This window comes from Parafannyhessea umbonata (genome assembly GCF_900105025.1).
GTDB lineage: Bacteria > Actinomycetota > Coriobacteriia > Coriobacteriales > Atopobiaceae > Parafannyhessea > Parafannyhessea umbonata.
Genome location: NZ_LT629759.1, coordinates 543210 through 560722 on the forward strand (window position 1 = coordinate 543210; position 17513 = coordinate 560722).

Consider the following 17513-nt stretch of genomic DNA (forward strand, 5'->3'; position numbering starts at 1 on the left):
CCTCCGTTGTTCGCGCCTTTGTCGCCATCGCGCAGCCGTCGCTACGCGTCTCCCAGCTCCGACGGCCACGTGACGCCCTTCGGCATCTTCGCGTTGCCGGACTGGATGGACTTCGGGATGGTGCTGTCAGAAGCCATGAGCTCGTCGATTGTGACGAGGGTGTAGCCTGCACCCTGAAGCGACTCGATGATCTTCGGCAGCGCCTCGACGTCCTGATCGCGGTTGCCACCACCGTCGTGCATCAGGATGATGGAGCCAGACCTCACATTCACCAGGCTGTTCTTCACGATTTCGTCCGCACCGGGACGTGCCCAGTCGCGCGAGTCCTGCGTCCACGTGACGGAGACAGAGGGAATGCCACCGGCCGCGAGCCACGTCCTCTCGGTAAACGCGCCATATGGCGGACGGAACACCGTCGTGTCAACGCCAGTGGCGTCGCTTATCGCCTTGAACGCGGTGTTGAACTCCGTCCTCAGCTCGTCGGCTCCCAGCTTCGTCAGCTGCTTGTGCGATTGGGTGTGGCTTGCGATCTGGCAGCCCTGGTCCACGATCGCCTTCGCGAGCTTCGGGAACTCCTGCACGTTCTTGCCCAGGCAGAAGAACGTTGCCTTCGCGTTGTACTTCTTCAGGATGTCGAGGTACTGCTGGGTGTACTTGTCGCTTGGTCCGTCGTCAAACGTCAGCGCCACGAGCTTCTTGTCGCCTTCGGGAATGGGCGTGCGCAGGTAGATTTCCGTGTCGACGGTCTTCGACTTCACTACGTCCGCCACCTGCTTCGACTTCTTGCCGGTAAGGTGCTCGACCCTGCCGGGCGTGCCCCAGTCCCTCACGTAGGCGATCGGGCCGTAGCCGCCCTTCATCACGAGCTTCGGGGCCTCGGTCTCGACCTTCCTCGTGTGCGGCTCCATCACGTCCTTGCCCGCGGTGAGCGTGATCTTGTCGTTCGCCCTCACGCGATACTCCTGCGCGGCCTTGCCCGTAAGGGTCTTCTTTCCCACGGTGGCGCCAAATGGCTCGCCGCCCCCCGCCTTCAGGACGTCGCCCTTCACGCTCACGTAGTTCCCGGGCTTCGTGTGGATGGACTGGTCGCGAACGGCCTCTGCAAGCGTGCTGTCAATCCGCACGTTATAGCTCTTGTCGTTGATGGTCACGCTCACCGGTCGGTTCGTCCACAGGTGCCAGGCGCCGCCGCCCAGCACAAGGATGAGCGCCAGGGCGAGAAACGCCGGCGCCTTGCTCGATGCCGCCTTGTCAGACCGGCTCTCGGCCGATCCGTGGCGTGCATTCGCGGCACCTTCGACCTTCGACGTCGTGGGAATGTAGTACACGTTGCGTCGGCCTTGGTCGTGAGCCTTGGGTCGCCGAGCCCCGCTCGTGCGGGGAGACCCTCTGTGCTCCGAGGCATGCCGTGCTTCCTGGGACCTAGCGCTTCTCGTCCCCTTGCGGGCGCCTTCTCCCTGTGCGGGGTTCTGACGTACGTGCTCGGCCCGCTGGGGGCCGTGGGAGTCAGTCTGTGCCATTGGTCACGCGTCCAATTCTTCCGCATTTCGCTTCCAAAGTCGCACAAGCATACCATGTCCGTGCGACGCAGGGTGCGTTCGCAAAGTTGGCTGAAATCTGCACTCGATGCAAGCGTCCTTTGCGTTTTCCCATGTAAATGCGCCCCAAATACAAATACGAACGAGGGGCACACACCTGACATGCAACGCCTTGCAACGCAAAACAATAAAGTCGGACCGAATGTTGCGCCAACACAAAAGGACGGGCACGGCACCATGCCGCACCCGTCTAAAAGATGACCTTTCGCCCCGGTTGGCCTCTGCGGTCGACCCTCACGCAGCCGGCGCTACCGAAGCCTGCGAACGAAGAGGCCGCTGCGGAGCTTTGGCTCGAACCACGTCGACTTTGGCGGCATCAGCAGCCCGGCGTCGGACACGGCCATGAGCTCGTCCACTGACGTGGGATAGAGCGAGAACGCGACGCCGTCCGTGCCGGCAAGGCGCTCCAGCGCCTGCGGGCCCTCGATGCCGCCCACAAAGCGGATGCGGACGTCCTGGCGAGGGTCCTCGATCCCCAGGACCGGCCCCAGCACGCGGTCCTGCAGGATGGACACGTCGAGCGTCGCCACGGGGTCGTCCGTCGGAAGCGACGCGACCGCCTCGGGCGAGAAGCGCATGGCATGCCACGCGCAGCCCACATAGAGGCCAAAGCCATGGCGGGCGGAAGGCTCGGCAGGGGAGTCCTGGGCGGGACCCACCTCGAAGCCGGCAGCCTCGATGCGCTCGATTAGCTGCGCCGGCGCCATGCCGGCCGTGTCCGTCACCACGCGGTTGTAGGCCATGACCTTAAGCTGGCTCGCGGGAAACATGACTGCGAGGAAGGAGTCGTACGGCGCCGGGGACGCCTCGGCACCGGGCGCCGCGTCCTTCTCGCCCGCGGAGCCCGCCTGACGGGCGGCCTCAAGGCGCATCTCCTGACACACGCGCACGGCGGAGGCGGCGCGGTGGTGCCCATCGGCGATGTAGGCGCACGGCACGGTGGCGAACGTCGCCGTCATGGCCTCGACGGCCGCTGGGCGCGCAACGCGCCACACGGTCTGGCGAACGCCCTGCTCATCCGTGAAGTCATACAGGGGCTCGGCCGTGGACGCAAGGCCCACCAGCGTGTCCATCGCGAAGTTGTCGCGGTACGCCAGAAAGATCGGGCCCGTCTGCGCGCCGGTCGCGCGGATGTGCTCCACGCGGTCCTGCTCCTTGTTGCGGCGCGTGTTCTCGTGGCGACGGATCGTGCCGTCCAGGTACTCGTCCACGGAGGCGGCGCACACCACGCCCGTCTGGGCGCGGCCGTCCTGCTCCAGGCGGTACACGTAGTAGCACGGCGTCTCGTCGTGCAGCAGCGTTCCGTCCGTGGCGGCGCGGCGCAGCAGCTCCGCGGCCTTCGCGTACACGTCCGGGGCATACATGTCGTGGTCGGGCGAGAAGGACGTCTCCGGCCGGTCGATGGCCAAAAACGAGCCCGGGTGGTCCCTCACGTAGGAGGCCGCCTGCGCGCGGTCGAACACGTCGTACGGCAGCGACGCGAACGTCGCCGCCTTGTCCGGGGTCGGACGGTAGCAGCGTATGGGCTCGACGCGCATGCGGTCTCCTTCCGCTTGGGGGCTCGTCGTCGCCAGCGTTGGTCGCTAGCGGGTGATTGCCGGGACGATCTGCCTGATGCGATAGACGCCGGGGATGGCGCGGAGCTTCTCCATCGTGGCGGCGTCCACCGGCTGGTCGGTGTCGATAAGAGTATAGGCGCTGCCGTCCTGTGCCTCGTTCGACATGCGCTGGATGTTCGCGTTTGACTTTGCGAGGGCGCCGGAGATTTGGCCTATCATGTTTGGCACGTTCGCGTGCAGCGCGGCGATGCGACCACCGGTGTGGCACGGGCCCATGTCGCAGTCCGGATAGTTGACGGAGTTCCTGATGGTGCCTTGCTCCAGGTAGTCCTTCATCTGGCTAACGGCCATCGAGGCGCAGTTCGCCTCCGCCTCGGCGGTGCACGCGCCCATGTGCGGCGTGATGAGGGTGTTCGGCATCTTCGTGGTCATGGGCGTCGCGAAGTCGCACACGAAGCGCCCGAGCTTGCCAGAGCGCAGCGCCGCGTCCACCGCGGGCTCGTCCACGATGTCGGCGCGTGCGTAGTTGATGAGCATGGCGCCGTCGCTCATGAGAGAGATCATCTCGGCGCCCATCATGTGGCGCGTGTCGTCCTTCGACGGGACGTGCAGCGTGACGTAGTCCGCGTTGCGGCAGAGCTCCGCCATCGAGTCGACGCGCTTCACGTTGCGGTTGAGCTGCCATGCGTGCTCGACGGACAGGTACGGGTCGTAGCCGTACACGTCAAGTCCCAGCGCCTCAAGTGCGTTCGCCACCTTCGAGCCCACGGCGCCGAGTCCCACGACGCCGACCTTGCGGCCAATGGCCTCGCGTCCGACGAAGGCCTTCTTGTTCTTCTCGGCGTCCTTCACGATCTGCGGGTCGTCCGCGTTGCTCTGGACCCAGCGCATGCCGTCGAGCGTGCCCCTGGAGTTGACGAGGATCATGCCCACGACCAGCTCCTTCACGGCGTTCGAGTTGCCGCCTGGCGTGTTGAACACCACGATGCCCTGCTTTGCGCAACGCTCGATGGGAATGTTGTTGTAGCCGGCGCCGGAACGCGACACGCAGCGGACGTTCGGGCCAAAGTCGAGATCGCGGATGTCCGAGGCGCGCACCAGGATGGCGTCCGCCTGGTTCACGTCGTCGGTCTTCTTGTAGCCCTCGCCCAGCTCCGCGACGCCGTCGCGGGTGATCTGCTTCGCGATGTTGTCGAATATCTTTACGTAGCGCATCGAGTCTCCTTCGTGCCCTTGGGGCCTCTGTCAAGCGCGGTCCCGCAGGGCCGCGCCGGGTATTCCCTTCATGTGTGCCGGCGGCGTTCGGCGGTGTGCCAGCGTCGCCGGGTTCGCTAGCGCGCGTCCGTGCGGCAGTCCGCGGCGTGTGTGCGCTCGAAGTCCTGCATGTAGTCCAGAAGCGCGTCCACGGCCTTCGCCGGGACTGCGTTGTAGCAGCTTGCGCGCATGCCGCCCAGGATGCGGTGGCCCTTGACGCCCACGATGCTGCGCTCTGCGGCGCCCGCCACAAACTCCGCGTCCAGCTTCGGCGTGGGGCAGCGGAACGTCACGTTCGCGATGGAGCGCGAGTCGGGCTGCGCGATGGGCGAGAAGAGCGAGCTTCCGTCGATGTAGCCATAGAGGCGGTTGACCTTCTCCCAATTTCTGGCCTCCATGGCGGCGAGGCCGCCCGTGTCCTCGATCCAGTGGAACACCTTCCCGCACATGTAGATGCCCCACGCGTTTGGCGTGTTGTACAGCGAGTCCTTGCTGGCCTGCAGCCTGTAGCCCATGTACGTCGGCACGACGTCGCCAAGCGCCGGGCCGTCGCCAACGAGGTCGTCGCGGCAGATCACGACGGTGTTTCCCGCGGGACCGGCGTTCTTCTGGACGCCGGCGTAGATGAGCCCGTAGCGCTCCACGGGCAAAGGGCTCGAGAGGAACATGCTCGAAACGTCCGCCACGATCGGGACGTCGCCGGTGACGGGGAGCTCGCGCGTCATCGTGCCGTACACGGTCTCGTTCTGGCACAGGTACACGTAGTCCAGCGACTGGTCCGGCATGACCTCGAGGTGCGGCGTGCGGTCAAAGCCCGTGGGCTCGCTCGTGGCAAGCACGTCCGCCTGGCCGTACTTGCTGGCTTCCTGCCAGGCCTTCTTCGACCAGTTGCCCGCCACCAGGTAGCCTGCGTGACGGCCGCGCATCAGGTTCATGGGCACGCACGCAAACTGCAGCGTCGCACCACCCTGCATAAACATGACGCGATAGTTGTCCGGAATCCCCATAAGGCGCCTGAGCGTCTGCTCCGCGTCGTCCAGGATTGACTGGAAGGTGGAAGATCGATGGCTCATCTCCATGACGGACATGCCGCAGCCCTTGTAGTCGAGCATCTCCGCGGCGGCCTCCTTCAGGACCTCCTCGGGCAGAGCCGAGGGCCCCGCGGAAAAGTTAAACGCGCGTGCCATCCAAACCTCCCTGTCAAAACGGCTTCGCACCCGTCCCATGCGGGCACATTGGTAGACACACTAACGTACCCGTGTTTCAGGCGTGGAAACTAACGCTCTCGCCACATGGTGCCATGGGCGATGCCGCGCGGCTGCGCTATGCTGGTGGCGCACGGGAGGCGGGCGCACAGTGCGCCGCGTGGATCAGGGGGTCAAATGGGCGAGAAGAACGGGCGTGCTGGCTCGGGCCTTACCGGGACGGAGGCGCCGCATGGGCTTCGGCATGCTGACCCCTCGACCCGTGGCGTAGTCGTGTTCGACTTTGACGGCACGATCGCCGACACGCTCCCCTCGATCGTGGCCGTGGCGCGCCACGTGCTGAGCGCGTGGGGGCTTCCCCAGGAGCGGCTCGCGGACTGCCCCAAGCTCGTGGGTCCGCCGTTTCCGCAGGCGTTCAGCATGGTGTTCGGGCTCTCCGAGGCGGATGCGCGCGAGGTAACGCGCCGCTACCGCGAGGAGTATGGCGCGCTTGGCCCAGAGGCGTGGCCGGCGTTTCCCGGCATGGGCGCGCTGTTGGAAGGCCTCAGGGCGTCCGGCAGGCTGCTGGCGGTCGCAAGCTCCAAGCGGACCGAGATTCTGCACCGCGCACTTTCTGACGAGGGACTGCTCGGGCGCTTCGACGTCGTGCGCGGCAAGCAGTCCGATGCGCAGCAGAGTAAGGCGGAGACGCTCTCCGCGGTGCTCGAGGATCTGGGTGTGGCCGCGGACGACGCCGTCATGGTGGGCGACCGCCACTTTGACGTGGACGCGGCGCTCGCGTGCGGCGTGCCGTGCGTGGGCGTGACGTACGGCGGGACCGCGCCGCTCGGGGAGCTCGAGGAGGCCGGCGCCTGCACCGTGGCGGGAAGCGTCGAGGAGCTCGGCCACGTCCTTCTCGGCCGCTGACGCGTCGGTCTGCGCCCCGGACGCCGTACGCCTGCTTCGGGGGCGCTCCACGCCCGCTTGAGTTGCCCCGCCGCTTGCGGATGCGGCGCGTCTAGCGCTCGCGGCTTGGGGGTACAAGCATGAGCATGGTCCGCGCGCCGCGCGGTCCCAACTGTCTGCCGTCCCAAGGAGAGGGGTCAACATGGCTGGTTTCGACGATCTGGGCGATGGCGTCCGCAAGCTGTTCCTGGTGGGCGTGGGCGCGGTGGCGACCGGTGCCGAGAAGTCCACGGAGATCGTGAACAAGCTGGTCGAGAAGGGCGAGCTCACCGTGGCCCAGGGCAAGGCCGTGAACGAGGAGCTCAAGCACACCATCAAGAACGCCGCCGGTGACACCTCGGATGCGGTCCTGCGCGCGAAGCTGAAGGCCATGACGCCCGAGGAGCGCGCGGCCTGGGTGAAGAGCGCCCAGAAGATCGCCGACGACCTCGATGCCGAGCCCGTTGAGGTCGAGGTCGAGGACGCCGACGATGCCGAGAAGGACAAGCGCGCGGAGTAGGGAAGAGCCACTTTCTTGGCAGAGGACAAAAGGCCAGCCCAGGGCAATCCCTCGGGCGACTTCGATATAAGCGAGCTGGACGACGTCGAGTACCTTGGCAAGTGGTATGAGAGCGTCTCGAAGACGAACACCCGTGATGCGGGAACGATAGGCATCCTGGGCGGGCGAAGCGTAGACGCTGGTCCTTACAGAATCACGCGCGCGAAGAAGGCGGCCCGCCTGCGCGAGATTCTAAGGATTGCGAGCCACTATGACGTCCTACATGGGCTTACGCCCGTCACGCTGCGCAAGCTTCTGGAGGAGCTCGGCCCCACCTTCGTGAAGGCGGGGCAGATTCTCTCGATGCGTTCGGAGATTCTGCCGCAGAGCTTCTGCGACGAGCTCACGAAGCTGCGGACCGACGTCGAGCCGATGGATCGCGAGGAGGTGCTCTCCACCCTCAGGGCGGAGTACGACACCCCCATAGAGGAGCTGTTCGACGCGATAGACGACGTCCCGCTTGGCTCCGCCTCCGTCGCACAGGTGCACAAGGCGCGCCTCGTGACGGGTGAGACGGTGGCGGTGAAGGTCCAGCGCCCCCACGTGAAGGAGATCATGGCGCAGGACATCTCCATCATGCGTTCGCTCGCGAAGAGGAGCGCCATCGTCATGGGGGACGAGCAGGTACTGGACCTGCAGTCCGTGGTGGACGAGCTGTGGCAGTCCTTCCGGGAGGAGACAGACTTCCTCGTCGAGGCGAGGAGTCTGGAGGAGTTCCGGCGCAACAACGCGGAGTGTAAGTTCATCGACTGTCCGAAACCCTACCCGCGACTCTGCACGGAGCACGTCGTGGTGATGGATTACGTCGAGGGGATTCCCATCGACAGTACGGAGCGTCTGAAGGCCGAGGGCTATGACCTCTCGGAGATTGGCGCGAAGCTCGTCGACAACTACACGAGCCAGATGCTGGACGACGGGTTCTTCCATGCGGACCCACATCCCGGCAATCTGGTGGTAAAGGGCGGCAAGATCATCTACCTTGACCTCGGCATCATGGGGAGGCTGTCCGCCCATGACAGGGCTGCCATGAAGGACATGGTGAACGCCGTCGCCCTGCGCGACTCCGTCGGGCTCAAGAATGGCCTGCTGCGATTCTCGGTTTCCGACACCTCCGAGGTCGACCATCCCGGCCTGCTTGCCGACCTCGACTCGATCCTGGACAACTACGGCGAGGCGGACCTCTCGGACCTCGACATCGGCGCCTTCCTCAACTCTCTCATCTCAATGGCGCGCAAGAACGGCATCGAGCTTCCGGGTACTGTCACGATGCTCGCAAGGTCGCTCGTCACGCTCGAGGGTGTCGTGGACGAATTCCTCCCGGGAACGTCCATGATCGACATAGTGCGTGCTCACGTGAAGGCCCATGCTGACCCCGTCGACGTCTCCAAGCGAGAGCTCAAGCGCCTCGCGCGTGAGTCAATAGCTGCGACGCATGGCCTGCTTGGCGCTGCGTCGCAGGTGTCGACGGCAATGAACATGCTCACGCGTGGACAGCTGCGTGTGAACCTCGGACTCGATGGGTACCAAGACCCCATTGGCGACATGGCGCGGGCGGCAGACCGTCTGACGCTCGGCATCATCATCGCGGGCCTCTTTATCGGCTCGTCGGTCGTGTACTACGCGCGCATAAAGCCCGTGGTCTTCGGCATTCCCGTGATTGGCTTTTTCGGCTACGTCCTCGCGCTTGCGCTTGGGCTGTGGATTGTGCACCAAGTCGTCAAGGAGAACAGGCACCGCAGGTAGAGGTCTGCGGCGCCCTTGAAGAGTGACTATGAGATGCCGTTGACTGCGAGCTCCACGACCCTGTAGGCCCCGTCATACACTTCGATGGCGTTTGCCTGCTCGATGCGATCGCACATGAACGAGATGAGGTGCCTGTCCGATTGAAGCGCGTCGATCATTGACAGGACCTCGGCGGTGTCGTCCATCTCGTACGTTCCATCTCCGACCTCTGCGGCGCGAATCGCACCCCAGGCCTCATGGCCCCCGACGCGATGAATCATTAGCTTTGGGACCGGGTAGAACGAGAACTCGCTTGGCTTCGTTACCAGGATGTCCGAGCAGCGCATGAGGACGTTCGAGCTGTAGACGGCCGAGAAGATATCCGCGTCGCAGAACGCATGGATTCCGGAAACGTCCTCATCAAGTGCGCGTTTCGCGAAGGCGCTCACCTCCGAGAAGTCGTCAAAGTGGATCTGTGCGAGCTCGGAGAGCCCGTGGACGGACGATACGAGGCCGTCCCAGACGTCCCTGTGGTCGCCCACGTTTACGAAGAGCGTCGCCTCATTACGACTGACATAGGGGATGAGGTGCCCGATTATCGAGGCGAAGAGATCTTGCTGTGCGCCTGCGCCTCCCACTGAGATGAGGTAGCGCACCGCCCCGCCGCCCAGCGCGCGTTCCCTACGCGCCGTACAGTCACGGCCGATGTTGCTTACGATCTCGTGATCGACGTAGTGCCCCGTGTAGACGAGAGAGCCCTCTGGCATCGGCTTAAGCTGACGTGACGGATCCATGCCGCGTAGCTGGTGGTACCCGAGATAGGCGCTCGGCGTCTGAACGGTGTGAATCGACCCCTCCGCAAGGTGAAGCGCCATCGGCCAGTTGTCTGGGATTGCGTTTACGACGTGAGTGAGACCGGCGTGTACCGCTGCTTGGGATGGCCACACATGCGTACCGATGTAGGGGACGTCTCGAGGGAGGTCCTGAAAGAGCGGGATGCAGAGTTCGGCGTTCTTCTGGTCTCCAGAATTATAGGAGAGCTTCCTGAAGCCCTCGCTGTTCAGCGGTTCCCAGAACAGTCTGTCGAAGGCACCTACCCTTTGTGAGAGGCGCGAGCCCATGGAGTAGAGCCCATTCTGGTATTCGATGACCTTCGACCCCGTGCTTTCCTTGAACGAGGCGAGGTCGAGCCAATAGGGCGTGTAACCCATCGCGTGCGCTGCGGAGGCCATGGCCATCGAGATGCGATAATGGCCGAATCCCATGCGGATGTTACCAACGACCACGGGGCTTCCGCCAGCGCTTGGGACCGTCTTCTCGGTCTTCTGGGGCAGCGGCTGTGCCGCCGCGTCCGCGCGGATGTCCAAGGCGTCAGAACCGTCTGCGAGCACGAGGTCCCTGACGCCCAGCGTCTCGCTGATGACCGGCACGTCTGCGCCCTTGAGGTGATACACGGCGTTCGAGTCGTCCCCAAACTTCCTGAGGAACTTCTCCTTCGAACGGACCGCCTTCCTGTAAGTGGCCTCGTCCTGGACGTTTCCGAAGGCACTTTTCGCCCTGTCGGTTCCGGTCGTCATCGATTCCTCCTTGACGGTGCGGTCAACGGCTGATAGTCTGACTATCAAAGTGATAGATAGACTATCACTCACTTGGAGAGGGAGTCAAGTATGGCATCCGAGAGGACGGGAGATAGCTTGCTAGTGGCCAGGCAGCAAGACGCCAAGGCCAAGCCGGAGGCGGTGCGTGACGAGTGGGTTGTGGAGTGCGCCGCCCAGCTCTTTCTCGAGGGCGGGCTCTCAAGCGTGAAGATGACGGACATTGCGGATGCCTCTGGGGTTGGTGTCGCGACCCTCTACAGACGCTTCAAGTCAAAGACCCGGCTGTCGGTGGAGGCCGCCACGCTTCTCTGGAAGAGGTTCAACGAGCGGATATGCGAGCTCGTGGAATCGGATGACTTCCTCGTCATGAACGGGGCCGACCGTCTCGAGACGCTGCTCAGGGAGTATGGGGCGCACTATGTCGCGAATCGGGAGTTTGTGAGCTTCCTAGACGAGTTCGACCACCTCGTTCTTTCTGAGGGGGTCGAAGGCGGGGAGCTAGAGGGCTACGGTCGCGAGGTCGATTCGTTCTACATCATCTTCGACGATGCGTATAAGCTGGGCGTCTCGGATGGCTCGGTGCTAATCCTTCCCGACTTCGCGACGTTCTATAAGAGCGTCGCGCATGCCCTCGTCAGCGTCGCGGAGAAGATGGCCCGCGGGGAGGTCATCCCCTCAGATGACTTCTCCGATGGCATGGAGGAGCTTGACTGCATTGTCGATATGGCCGTGAAGTACGTGAGGAAGTAGGCCGGCGGATTCGGATGCCTGTGTGGTGGGCTTGTCTGCGGCGGCGAGGAAATGCTGCCGGAAAGGGACGTGATATGGGCGAGAAGAGACTTGCGAACGGTACCGTGATCAGGAAGTTCGCTATTGGGCAGCTTGGTTGGGCGATTCTCTCTGGAATCATAAGCAACTGGCTCGTCTACTACTACATGCCCTCCGAGACGCTCGTCAAGCAGGGGATGACGGTCTTCATCACGCAGGGCATCGTGTTCGCGGGCCTCACGGTCATCGGAATCATCACGGCGTGCGGGCGTCTCCTCGACGGCTTCATCGATCCGTTCATCGCCTCCAAGTCCGATTCACTTGCATGTCCGCTCGGGCGCAGGATACCTTTCATGAGGAAAGCGGCCGCGCCATTTGCCGCAATGACCGTCTTGGTGTTCGTCATTCCGGGAACGTCAAGCGTGGTGGCGAACAACGTCCTACTCTTCGTGTGCCTGATGCTTTTCTATATAACGCTCTCGCTCTACTGCACGCCCTTCAACGCGCTCATCCCCGAGCTCGGCCGAACGCAGGAGCTGCGCGTCAACCTCTCGACCTACATCTCGGTAACCTATTTCGTGGGCACTGCGGCCGCATACCTCGTTACCGCGTTGGCGGGTATCCTCGAGCCATCTCTGGGTCCCGTCACGAGCTTCAGGGTCACGGTGGCCATGCTGGCGGTCGTTGCCCTCGCGTGCATGCTCGTACCCGCCTTTGGTATCGACGAAAATCTCTATGCGGACACTCAGCCGAGCTCGACACCCATGGGGCAGTCCGTCGCGAAGACGTTCAAGAACCGCGAGTTCCAGATCTTCGAGGGCTCCGACGTCCTGTACTGGGTGTCAATCACGATGTTCCAGACGGGGCTGCCATATTACGTCACGGAGCTGATGGGCTTCGACGACTCCTGGACGTTCGTCTTCTTCGCTGCCATGACGCTCATCTCCCTCATGTTCTACGCACCCGTCAATGTTCTGGCAAAGCGCATCGGCAAGAAGAAGCTTGTCGCCTTCGCATTTTTCTTCTTCTGCCTCGCGTTTGCCGTGACGTCGGTGTGTGGACAGTTCGGAGTGCCTCAGATTGCGTGGGGTGTGGTCGTGGCCTTCCTGGCAGCGGTTCCCATGGCCATACTGGGAATCCTGCCCCAGGCGGTGCTCGCTGACATCGCCGAGGCAGATGCCGTTCAGACGGGAGAGAACCGCGAGGGTATGTTCTATGCCGCACGTACGTTCAGTATGACGCTTGGGCAGACCCTTGCGATGGTGCTCTTCACCTCGATCTCCTCCACTGCCGCAGGTGGTCTGGGGTATAGGCTCACCGCAATCGTTGCGACGGCGTTCTGTCTGATAGCGGGTCTTGTGTTCACGCGCTACCACGAGGGGAAGGTGCTGGGCGTCATTTCCGCACGGGGCGCCGATGACGTGTCTGCGTCCGAGTAAAGTGGCAACAATGGGAGTGGTGCCGTCGCTGTGACGTGCATGGGCTTTGATTGTTGCACATGGGGAGGATGCGGGAAGATGGACCTCAATCCCAAGTTTCAGATAGCATGGAGAGTGCCCGACGGCGGGCGGCGGGTAACGTATGTCTCGGATCAGGTCCCGACGTTTGGGGCGGATTGCAGGGATTTGGATGTTACCGTCGAACGCGACGGGGACGTCTGGCACGTCTGGGTAGACCCCGAGTATGACCTCACGGTAGAGTTCGCAACGGCAACGGTCTCGCTCGACCTCCAACATGCCGATGCCCTTTTTCTCAACGGTTATAACTCGTGGACCGACTCCTGGGAGCGCTCTCCGCGGGCAAATATGCATGGGTTATGGGGGACTCCCCGCAGCGTCGTGGACCACTGGGTTCTCGACGCATCGGGGGATTATCGCTTCGCGCGTCAGGACCCTCGCTTCGGGCATCAGCATGGCGTGGGGTATGGCTATTTGAGGTTCGGTCAAGCCGTCTCGCTGTTTGGTGACTGTAAGCCGGACACTGGACTCACTGTCATCTACGAGGACCTTTCCGAGAACACCATCACTCTGGAGAAGGAGGGCCCTGACAGGATCCTTGCCGCTGGTGAGCGGGTGGAGGTCCTCACCCTTGCGCTGGTCGAGGGGACGCTCCAAGGCGCCTTTAGCCGATACGTGGAGCTGATGGGTGTGAAACGTCGCCCCGCGTACCCAATCGTGGGATTCACGAGCTGGTATCGCCATTACGGCGACATCGACGCGGCGACCTTGAGACGAGATCTCGTGGGGGTGTCCGACATCCTTCTCGCCCAGCCCTTGGAAGGAGTCCTGCCCGTCTTCCAGGTAGACGACGGGTATGCGAAAGTGGGGGACTGGACCAGGCCCGACCTCGAACGCTTTCCGGCGGGCATGGGGGCGGTCGCTGACGACATACGCTCGGCGGGACTCGTGCCCGGGCTCTGGATGGCACCCTTTGTGTGCGAGAAGGACTCGCATACCTTCGTCGAGCATCAAGACTGGCTACTAAGGGATACCCAGGGACATCCTGTCATGAGTGGTTCGCACTGGAGCGGCGGCTATGCCCTCGACACGCAAAACCCTGAGGCCCGCGATTACGTACGGACGTCGCTTGGCACGGCCACACGGACTTGGGGCTTCGAACTGCTGAAGCTCGACTTCCTGTATGCCGCCGCCATGGTTCCACATGCCGGATTGAACCGCGGCGAGCTCATGGCAGACGCCCTCGATCTGCTCCGTGAGAGCGTCCCGGACAAAACGTTGTTCGACTTTTGCGGCGTGCCGGTCGTGAGTGCCTTCGGTCGTTGCGAGTACTGCCGTGTAGGCTGCGATGTGGGACTCGACTGGAACGACACGCTGCACATGCGTATTACGGGTCGCGAGCGCGTCAGCACCAAAAACAGTCTTCACAACACGAAGGGCCGTGCACACCTCAACGGTGTGACCTTCTTGAACGACCCCGACGTCTTCTTTCTTCGAAGGGACGTGAAGATCACGGATTCGCAGCGTACCCGTCTGCTTTCGGCGGACTCGCTGCTGGGCGGAGTGCTATTCACGTCAGACGACATGGGGGCGTGGGACTCCCGTCAGATGGGCATCTTCCATAATGCGCTTGACACCTTTGTCCGGCGCTCCCGTGAGCTCGTGCCACGGGAGGAAGGTTCTGGAGGGCTCGAAACCAATGACGATTCGCGTGATGAAGAGGAGGAGTCCGACGGGCCGAGCTCGGCTTTGGATGCCGAGGTTGTGACATCCGACATGACCCAACCAATGCCGATCGTCGGCATGACCCAGCTCATGCCCGCAGTGGACAAGACCGATGCCCCGCCGGCCTCTGACGAGACGGGGGTAGTGCCCGGGCCTGACATGACGCAGGCGATGGAAGGGCCGGACATGACGCAGGCGATGGAAGGGCCGGACATGACGCAGGCGATGGAAGGGCCGGACATGACCATAGTCGACCGGCCGCTTCTGGCCGCAATCGAAGCTGCGGAGAGGGAGGGCAACTCACCAAAGGAGGGTGACGCCTTGCGGGAGTCGGACGATACGTCTCTAGAGACCGAAGGGAATACGCATGAGTAGCAGCGCCATGACCATTGAGTGCCTCGATACGCTTGTAAGGGAGTATGGGGATGAGTTTGGGAAGCCTGATGGCCGCCTGCTTGCCGTGGTGGCGCCCGGGCGTACGGAGCTTGCGGGTAACCACACCGACCATGAGGGTGGGCAGGTTATCGCGGGTGCGGTCAACCGTTACGTACGAGGCGTTTTCCATCCCAACGATAGCGGTCTCATACGCGTGATGAGCATTGGCTACGGGCTTGTCGAGGTGGACTGCTCCGATTTAAAGCCCCGCGCGGACGAGAGGAACACGTCTGCCGCCATCGTTCGTGGGCTGCTTTCCGCGTTTCGAGAGATGGGCTTCGGTGGCGACCGACTGGGGTTCGATGCAGTCGTCACGAGTGAGGTTCCCTCTGGCTCTGGCCTCTCCAGTTCAGCTGCCTTCGAGCTAGAGATCGCCCAGGCAATGAACTGGCTGTGGGCGGACGGCAGCGTGTCCGCGATGAGACTCGCGCAGATGTCACAGTTTGCGGAGCGCGAGTACTTCGGAAAGCCGTGCGGACTGATGGATCAGGCCGCGGTCGCCGTCGGCGGAATCGCGCACATGGACTTTGAGGATGATGCCGCGCCAAAGGTGGAGCGGCTCGGCTTCGACTTCGTGGAGAACGGCTTCGCGGTCTGTCTTGTCTCGGTTGGTGCGGACCATTCAGCGAACACGGCGGATTACGCTGCGGTTCCACGGGAGATGCAGGACGTTGCGCGTGAGTTTGGACATGAGCGCTTGCGCGAAGTGCGCGAGTCCGACGTCATAGGGAGCCTTCCCTCGCTTCGCGCGAATCTGGGGGATCGCGCGGTCTTGCGTGCGCTGCACTACTTCCGTGAGGAACGTTTCGTTCAGAACCGCGCGGACGCCCTTCGCGCCGGCGACATGGCCGCCTTCCTCGAGCTCACGCAGCGCTCGGGCGCCTCTAGCGCAATGTACCTGCAGAACGTGTCGATCGGAGGCTCGCCCGAGCAACCAGCCATGATAGCGCTTGCCGTTGCTGAAGAGCTGCTTGGCGGTCGAGGGGCGGCGAGGATCCACGGCGGAGGTTTTGGGGGGACGATTCAAGCCTTCGTCCGGCTCGACGAGGCAGACGAGTTCTGTCGTGCGATGGACGAAGTCCTCGGAGGCAAGGTTTCCGCACGCTATGACATTGACCAAGAGGGGGCGAGAGCGCAGTGGCTGGAGAGCTAACGGAGCAAGTTGGGGCGTCGTCGTCCAGGCTTGTGGCTTATGCCGTTACGCATCACATCATCGATTCGGGAGATGAGCGCTGGGCCTATAACCGCCTACTAGAGTGCTCGGGGCAGACGTCGCCTGGGCCCATAGACTCCCTGCAGGCGATGGAGCAGGTTCTTCTCGACGGGTATGACTTTGAGGACGATCTTGCCACTTTGGCGGAGGCGGCGGTACGCTGCGGCGCTACGCAGGACAGCGCAACGGGAAGGGACCGCGTCTGCATGCGACTCATGGGGTCGATTATGGCAAGGCCGTCCGAGGTGAGTAGACGCTTCTGGTCGATTGCGAGAGACGAGGGGACAGCTGCGGCAACCGATTGGTTCTATAGGTTGTGCTGCGATGTCGACTACGTCCGGCGGTCCGCCATCGCGAGGAACCTCAAATGGTCCTGTTCCACGCGCTGGGGCGACCTCGAGATCACCATAAACAAGTCGAAGCCCGAGAAGGACCCGCGTGACATCGCCGCTGCGGCGACGGCGGGCGTGGGCGAGAAGTACCCCGCATGCGCGCTCTGTCGTGAGAACGAGGGTTATGGTGGCAGGGCGGCATCGGATGCGGGGGGACATGCCGCTCGGCAGAACCTCCGCATCGTCCCTATTGCGCTCGGAGGAGAGGAATGGGGGCTTCAGTACAGCCCCTACGCCTATTTCGAGGAGCACTGCATCGTGATGAGCGACAGACACAGGCCGATGCACGTGGACCGTGAGTCTCTGGGATGTCTGCTTGACTTCGTGAGCCAGGTCCCGCACTACTTCGTGGGGTCGAACGCAGACCTTCCCATAGTCGGGGGATCGATCCTGTCTCACGACCACTTCCAGGGAGGCAGGCATGTGTTCGCGATGACCCGTGCGAACGTGGCGGAGTCCTTCGAGTTGGGCGGGCATCCCGACGTGGGAGCCGGCATCCTTGCCTGGCCGCTCTCTGTCATACGCCTGCGGAGTGAAAACCGCGACGCGCTGCTGGATGCTGCGGTTCACGTGCTGGATGTCTGGCGCGATTGGAACGACGCCTCGGTGGGCATCGTGTCTCATGCGGCGGATGGGACGCGACACAACACGGTGACGCCCATATGCCGGATGAGGGATGGCCGCTTCGAGCTCGACCTCGCGCTGCGCTGCAACGTAACCACGGAGGAGCATCCGTTGGGCGTGTTCCATCCGCACGCGGACAAGTGGCACATCAAGAAGGAAAACATCGGCCTCATAGAGGTCATGGGTCTCGCAATCCTTCCGGCTCGCCTCGAGCGCGAGATTGGTGCGGTAGGGGAGCGCATCGTCACGGGCAGGCTTGACGGTATGGAAGATGATCCGCTCTGTGCTTCTCATGCGGATTGGGCGAGGGACGTCGCAAGGAGGAGACCGGAGCTCTTGGGAGCGGACGAGGACGTTGTGCGCGAGGCGATGCGTCAGGAGGTCGGCATGGTGTTCTGCCACGTGCTCGAGGATGCCGGCGTCTTCAAGTGGGACGCGGCAGGACGCGCCGCGTTTGGGAGGTTCCTCGCGGCGCTCTAG

The 17513-nt window shown here is 63.3% G+C and carries 13 protein-coding genes; 8 read left to right on the plus strand and 5 right to left on the minus strand.

Annotation, left to right across the window (positions count from 1 at the left end):
• Window positions 1–41: 41 nt before the first annotated feature.
• From BLT96_RS02445 to serC, 4 genes are all read right to left on the minus strand, one after another.
• Window positions 42–1328, minus strand: a complete 1287-nt coding sequence (locus tag BLT96_RS02445; protein WP_157692117.1) for a polysaccharide deacetylase family protein — start codon at window positions 1326–1328, stop codon at window positions 42–44.
• 518 nt (window positions 1329–1846) lie between these two features.
• Window positions 1847–3136 (minus strand): DUF1015 domain-containing protein, encoded by a 1290-nt coding sequence (locus tag BLT96_RS02450; RefSeq protein WP_090861466.1) that lies wholly within the window; start codon window positions 3134–3136, stop codon window positions 1847–1849.
• A 45-nt stretch (window positions 3137–3181) separates the two neighbouring features.
• The gene (locus tag BLT96_RS02455; protein ID WP_090861467.1) at window positions 3182–4372 is read right to left on the minus strand and encodes a phosphoglycerate dehydrogenase; all 1191 of its coding nucleotides are present in this window, start codon (window positions 4370–4372) and stop codon (window positions 3182–3184) included.
• A 116-nt stretch (window positions 4373–4488) separates the two neighbouring features.
• Window positions 4489–5598 (minus strand): 3-phosphoserine/phosphohydroxythreonine transaminase, encoded by a 1110-nt coding sequence (serC, locus tag BLT96_RS02460; protein ID WP_090861468.1) that lies wholly within the window; start codon window positions 5596–5598, stop codon window positions 4489–4491.
• Window positions 5599–5793: 195 nt separating this feature from the next.
• On the opposite strand from serC, the gene BLT96_RS02465 reads away from it, so the two are divergent.
• From BLT96_RS02465 to BLT96_RS02475, 3 genes are all read left to right on the plus strand, one after another.
• Window positions 5794–6522: an HAD family hydrolase gene (locus BLT96_RS02465; protein WP_157692118.1), complete on the plus strand. Its 729-nt coding sequence runs from the start codon at window positions 5794–5796 to the stop codon at window positions 6520–6522.
• 181 nt (window positions 6523–6703) lie between these two features.
• Window positions 6704–7060 (plus strand): hypothetical protein, encoded by a 357-nt coding sequence (locus tag BLT96_RS02470; protein ID WP_090861470.1) that lies wholly within the window; start codon window positions 6704–6706, stop codon window positions 7058–7060.
• A gap of 15 nt (window positions 7061–7075) precedes the next feature.
• On the plus strand, window positions 7076–8842 hold the full coding sequence (locus BLT96_RS02475; protein WP_245719305.1) for an ABC1 kinase family protein: 1767 nt from the start codon (window positions 7076–7078) through the stop codon (window positions 8840–8842).
• Between the two features lie 26 nt (window positions 8843–8868).
• On the opposite strand, the gene BLT96_RS02480 is transcribed toward BLT96_RS02475, so the two are convergent.
• Complete coding sequence (locus BLT96_RS02480; protein WP_090861471.1) at window positions 8869–10398, minus strand: DUF6937 domain-containing protein; 1530 nt, start codon at window positions 10396–10398, stop codon at window positions 8869–8871.
• A 90-nt stretch (window positions 10399–10488) separates the two neighbouring features.
• On the opposite strand from BLT96_RS02480, the gene BLT96_RS02485 reads away from it, so the two are divergent.
• The 5 genes from BLT96_RS02485 to BLT96_RS02505 all read left to right on the plus strand — a co-directional run bounded on the left by BLT96_RS02485 (window position 10489) and on the right by BLT96_RS02505 (window position 17513).
• Entirely contained in the window at window positions 10489–11169 is a 681-nt protein-coding gene (locus BLT96_RS02485; protein WP_090861472.1) for a TetR/AcrR family transcriptional regulator, read from the plus strand.
• A gap of 74 nt (window positions 11170–11243) precedes the next feature.
• Window positions 11244–12626: an MFS transporter gene (locus BLT96_RS02490; protein WP_090861473.1), complete on the plus strand. Its 1383-nt coding sequence runs from the start codon at window positions 11244–11246 to the stop codon at window positions 12624–12626.
• Between the two features lie 78 nt (window positions 12627–12704).
• Window positions 12705–14744 carry a glycoside hydrolase family 36 protein gene (locus tag BLT96_RS02495; RefSeq protein WP_157692119.1) on the plus strand — a complete coding sequence of 680 codons (2040 nt, stop codon included), beginning with the start codon at window positions 12705–12707 and terminating at the stop codon, window positions 14742–14744.
• Window positions 14737–15957: a galactokinase gene (locus BLT96_RS02500; RefSeq protein WP_245719306.1), complete on the plus strand. Its 1221-nt coding sequence runs from the start codon at window positions 14737–14739 to the stop codon at window positions 15955–15957. Before BLT96_RS02495 ends, BLT96_RS02500 begins: the two co-directional genes overlap by 8 nt.
• Complete coding sequence (locus BLT96_RS02505) at window positions 15942–17513, plus strand: UDP-glucose--hexose-1-phosphate uridylyltransferase (protein WP_090861475.1); 1572 nt, start codon at window positions 15942–15944, stop codon at window positions 17511–17513. Before BLT96_RS02500 ends, BLT96_RS02505 begins: the two co-directional genes overlap by 16 nt.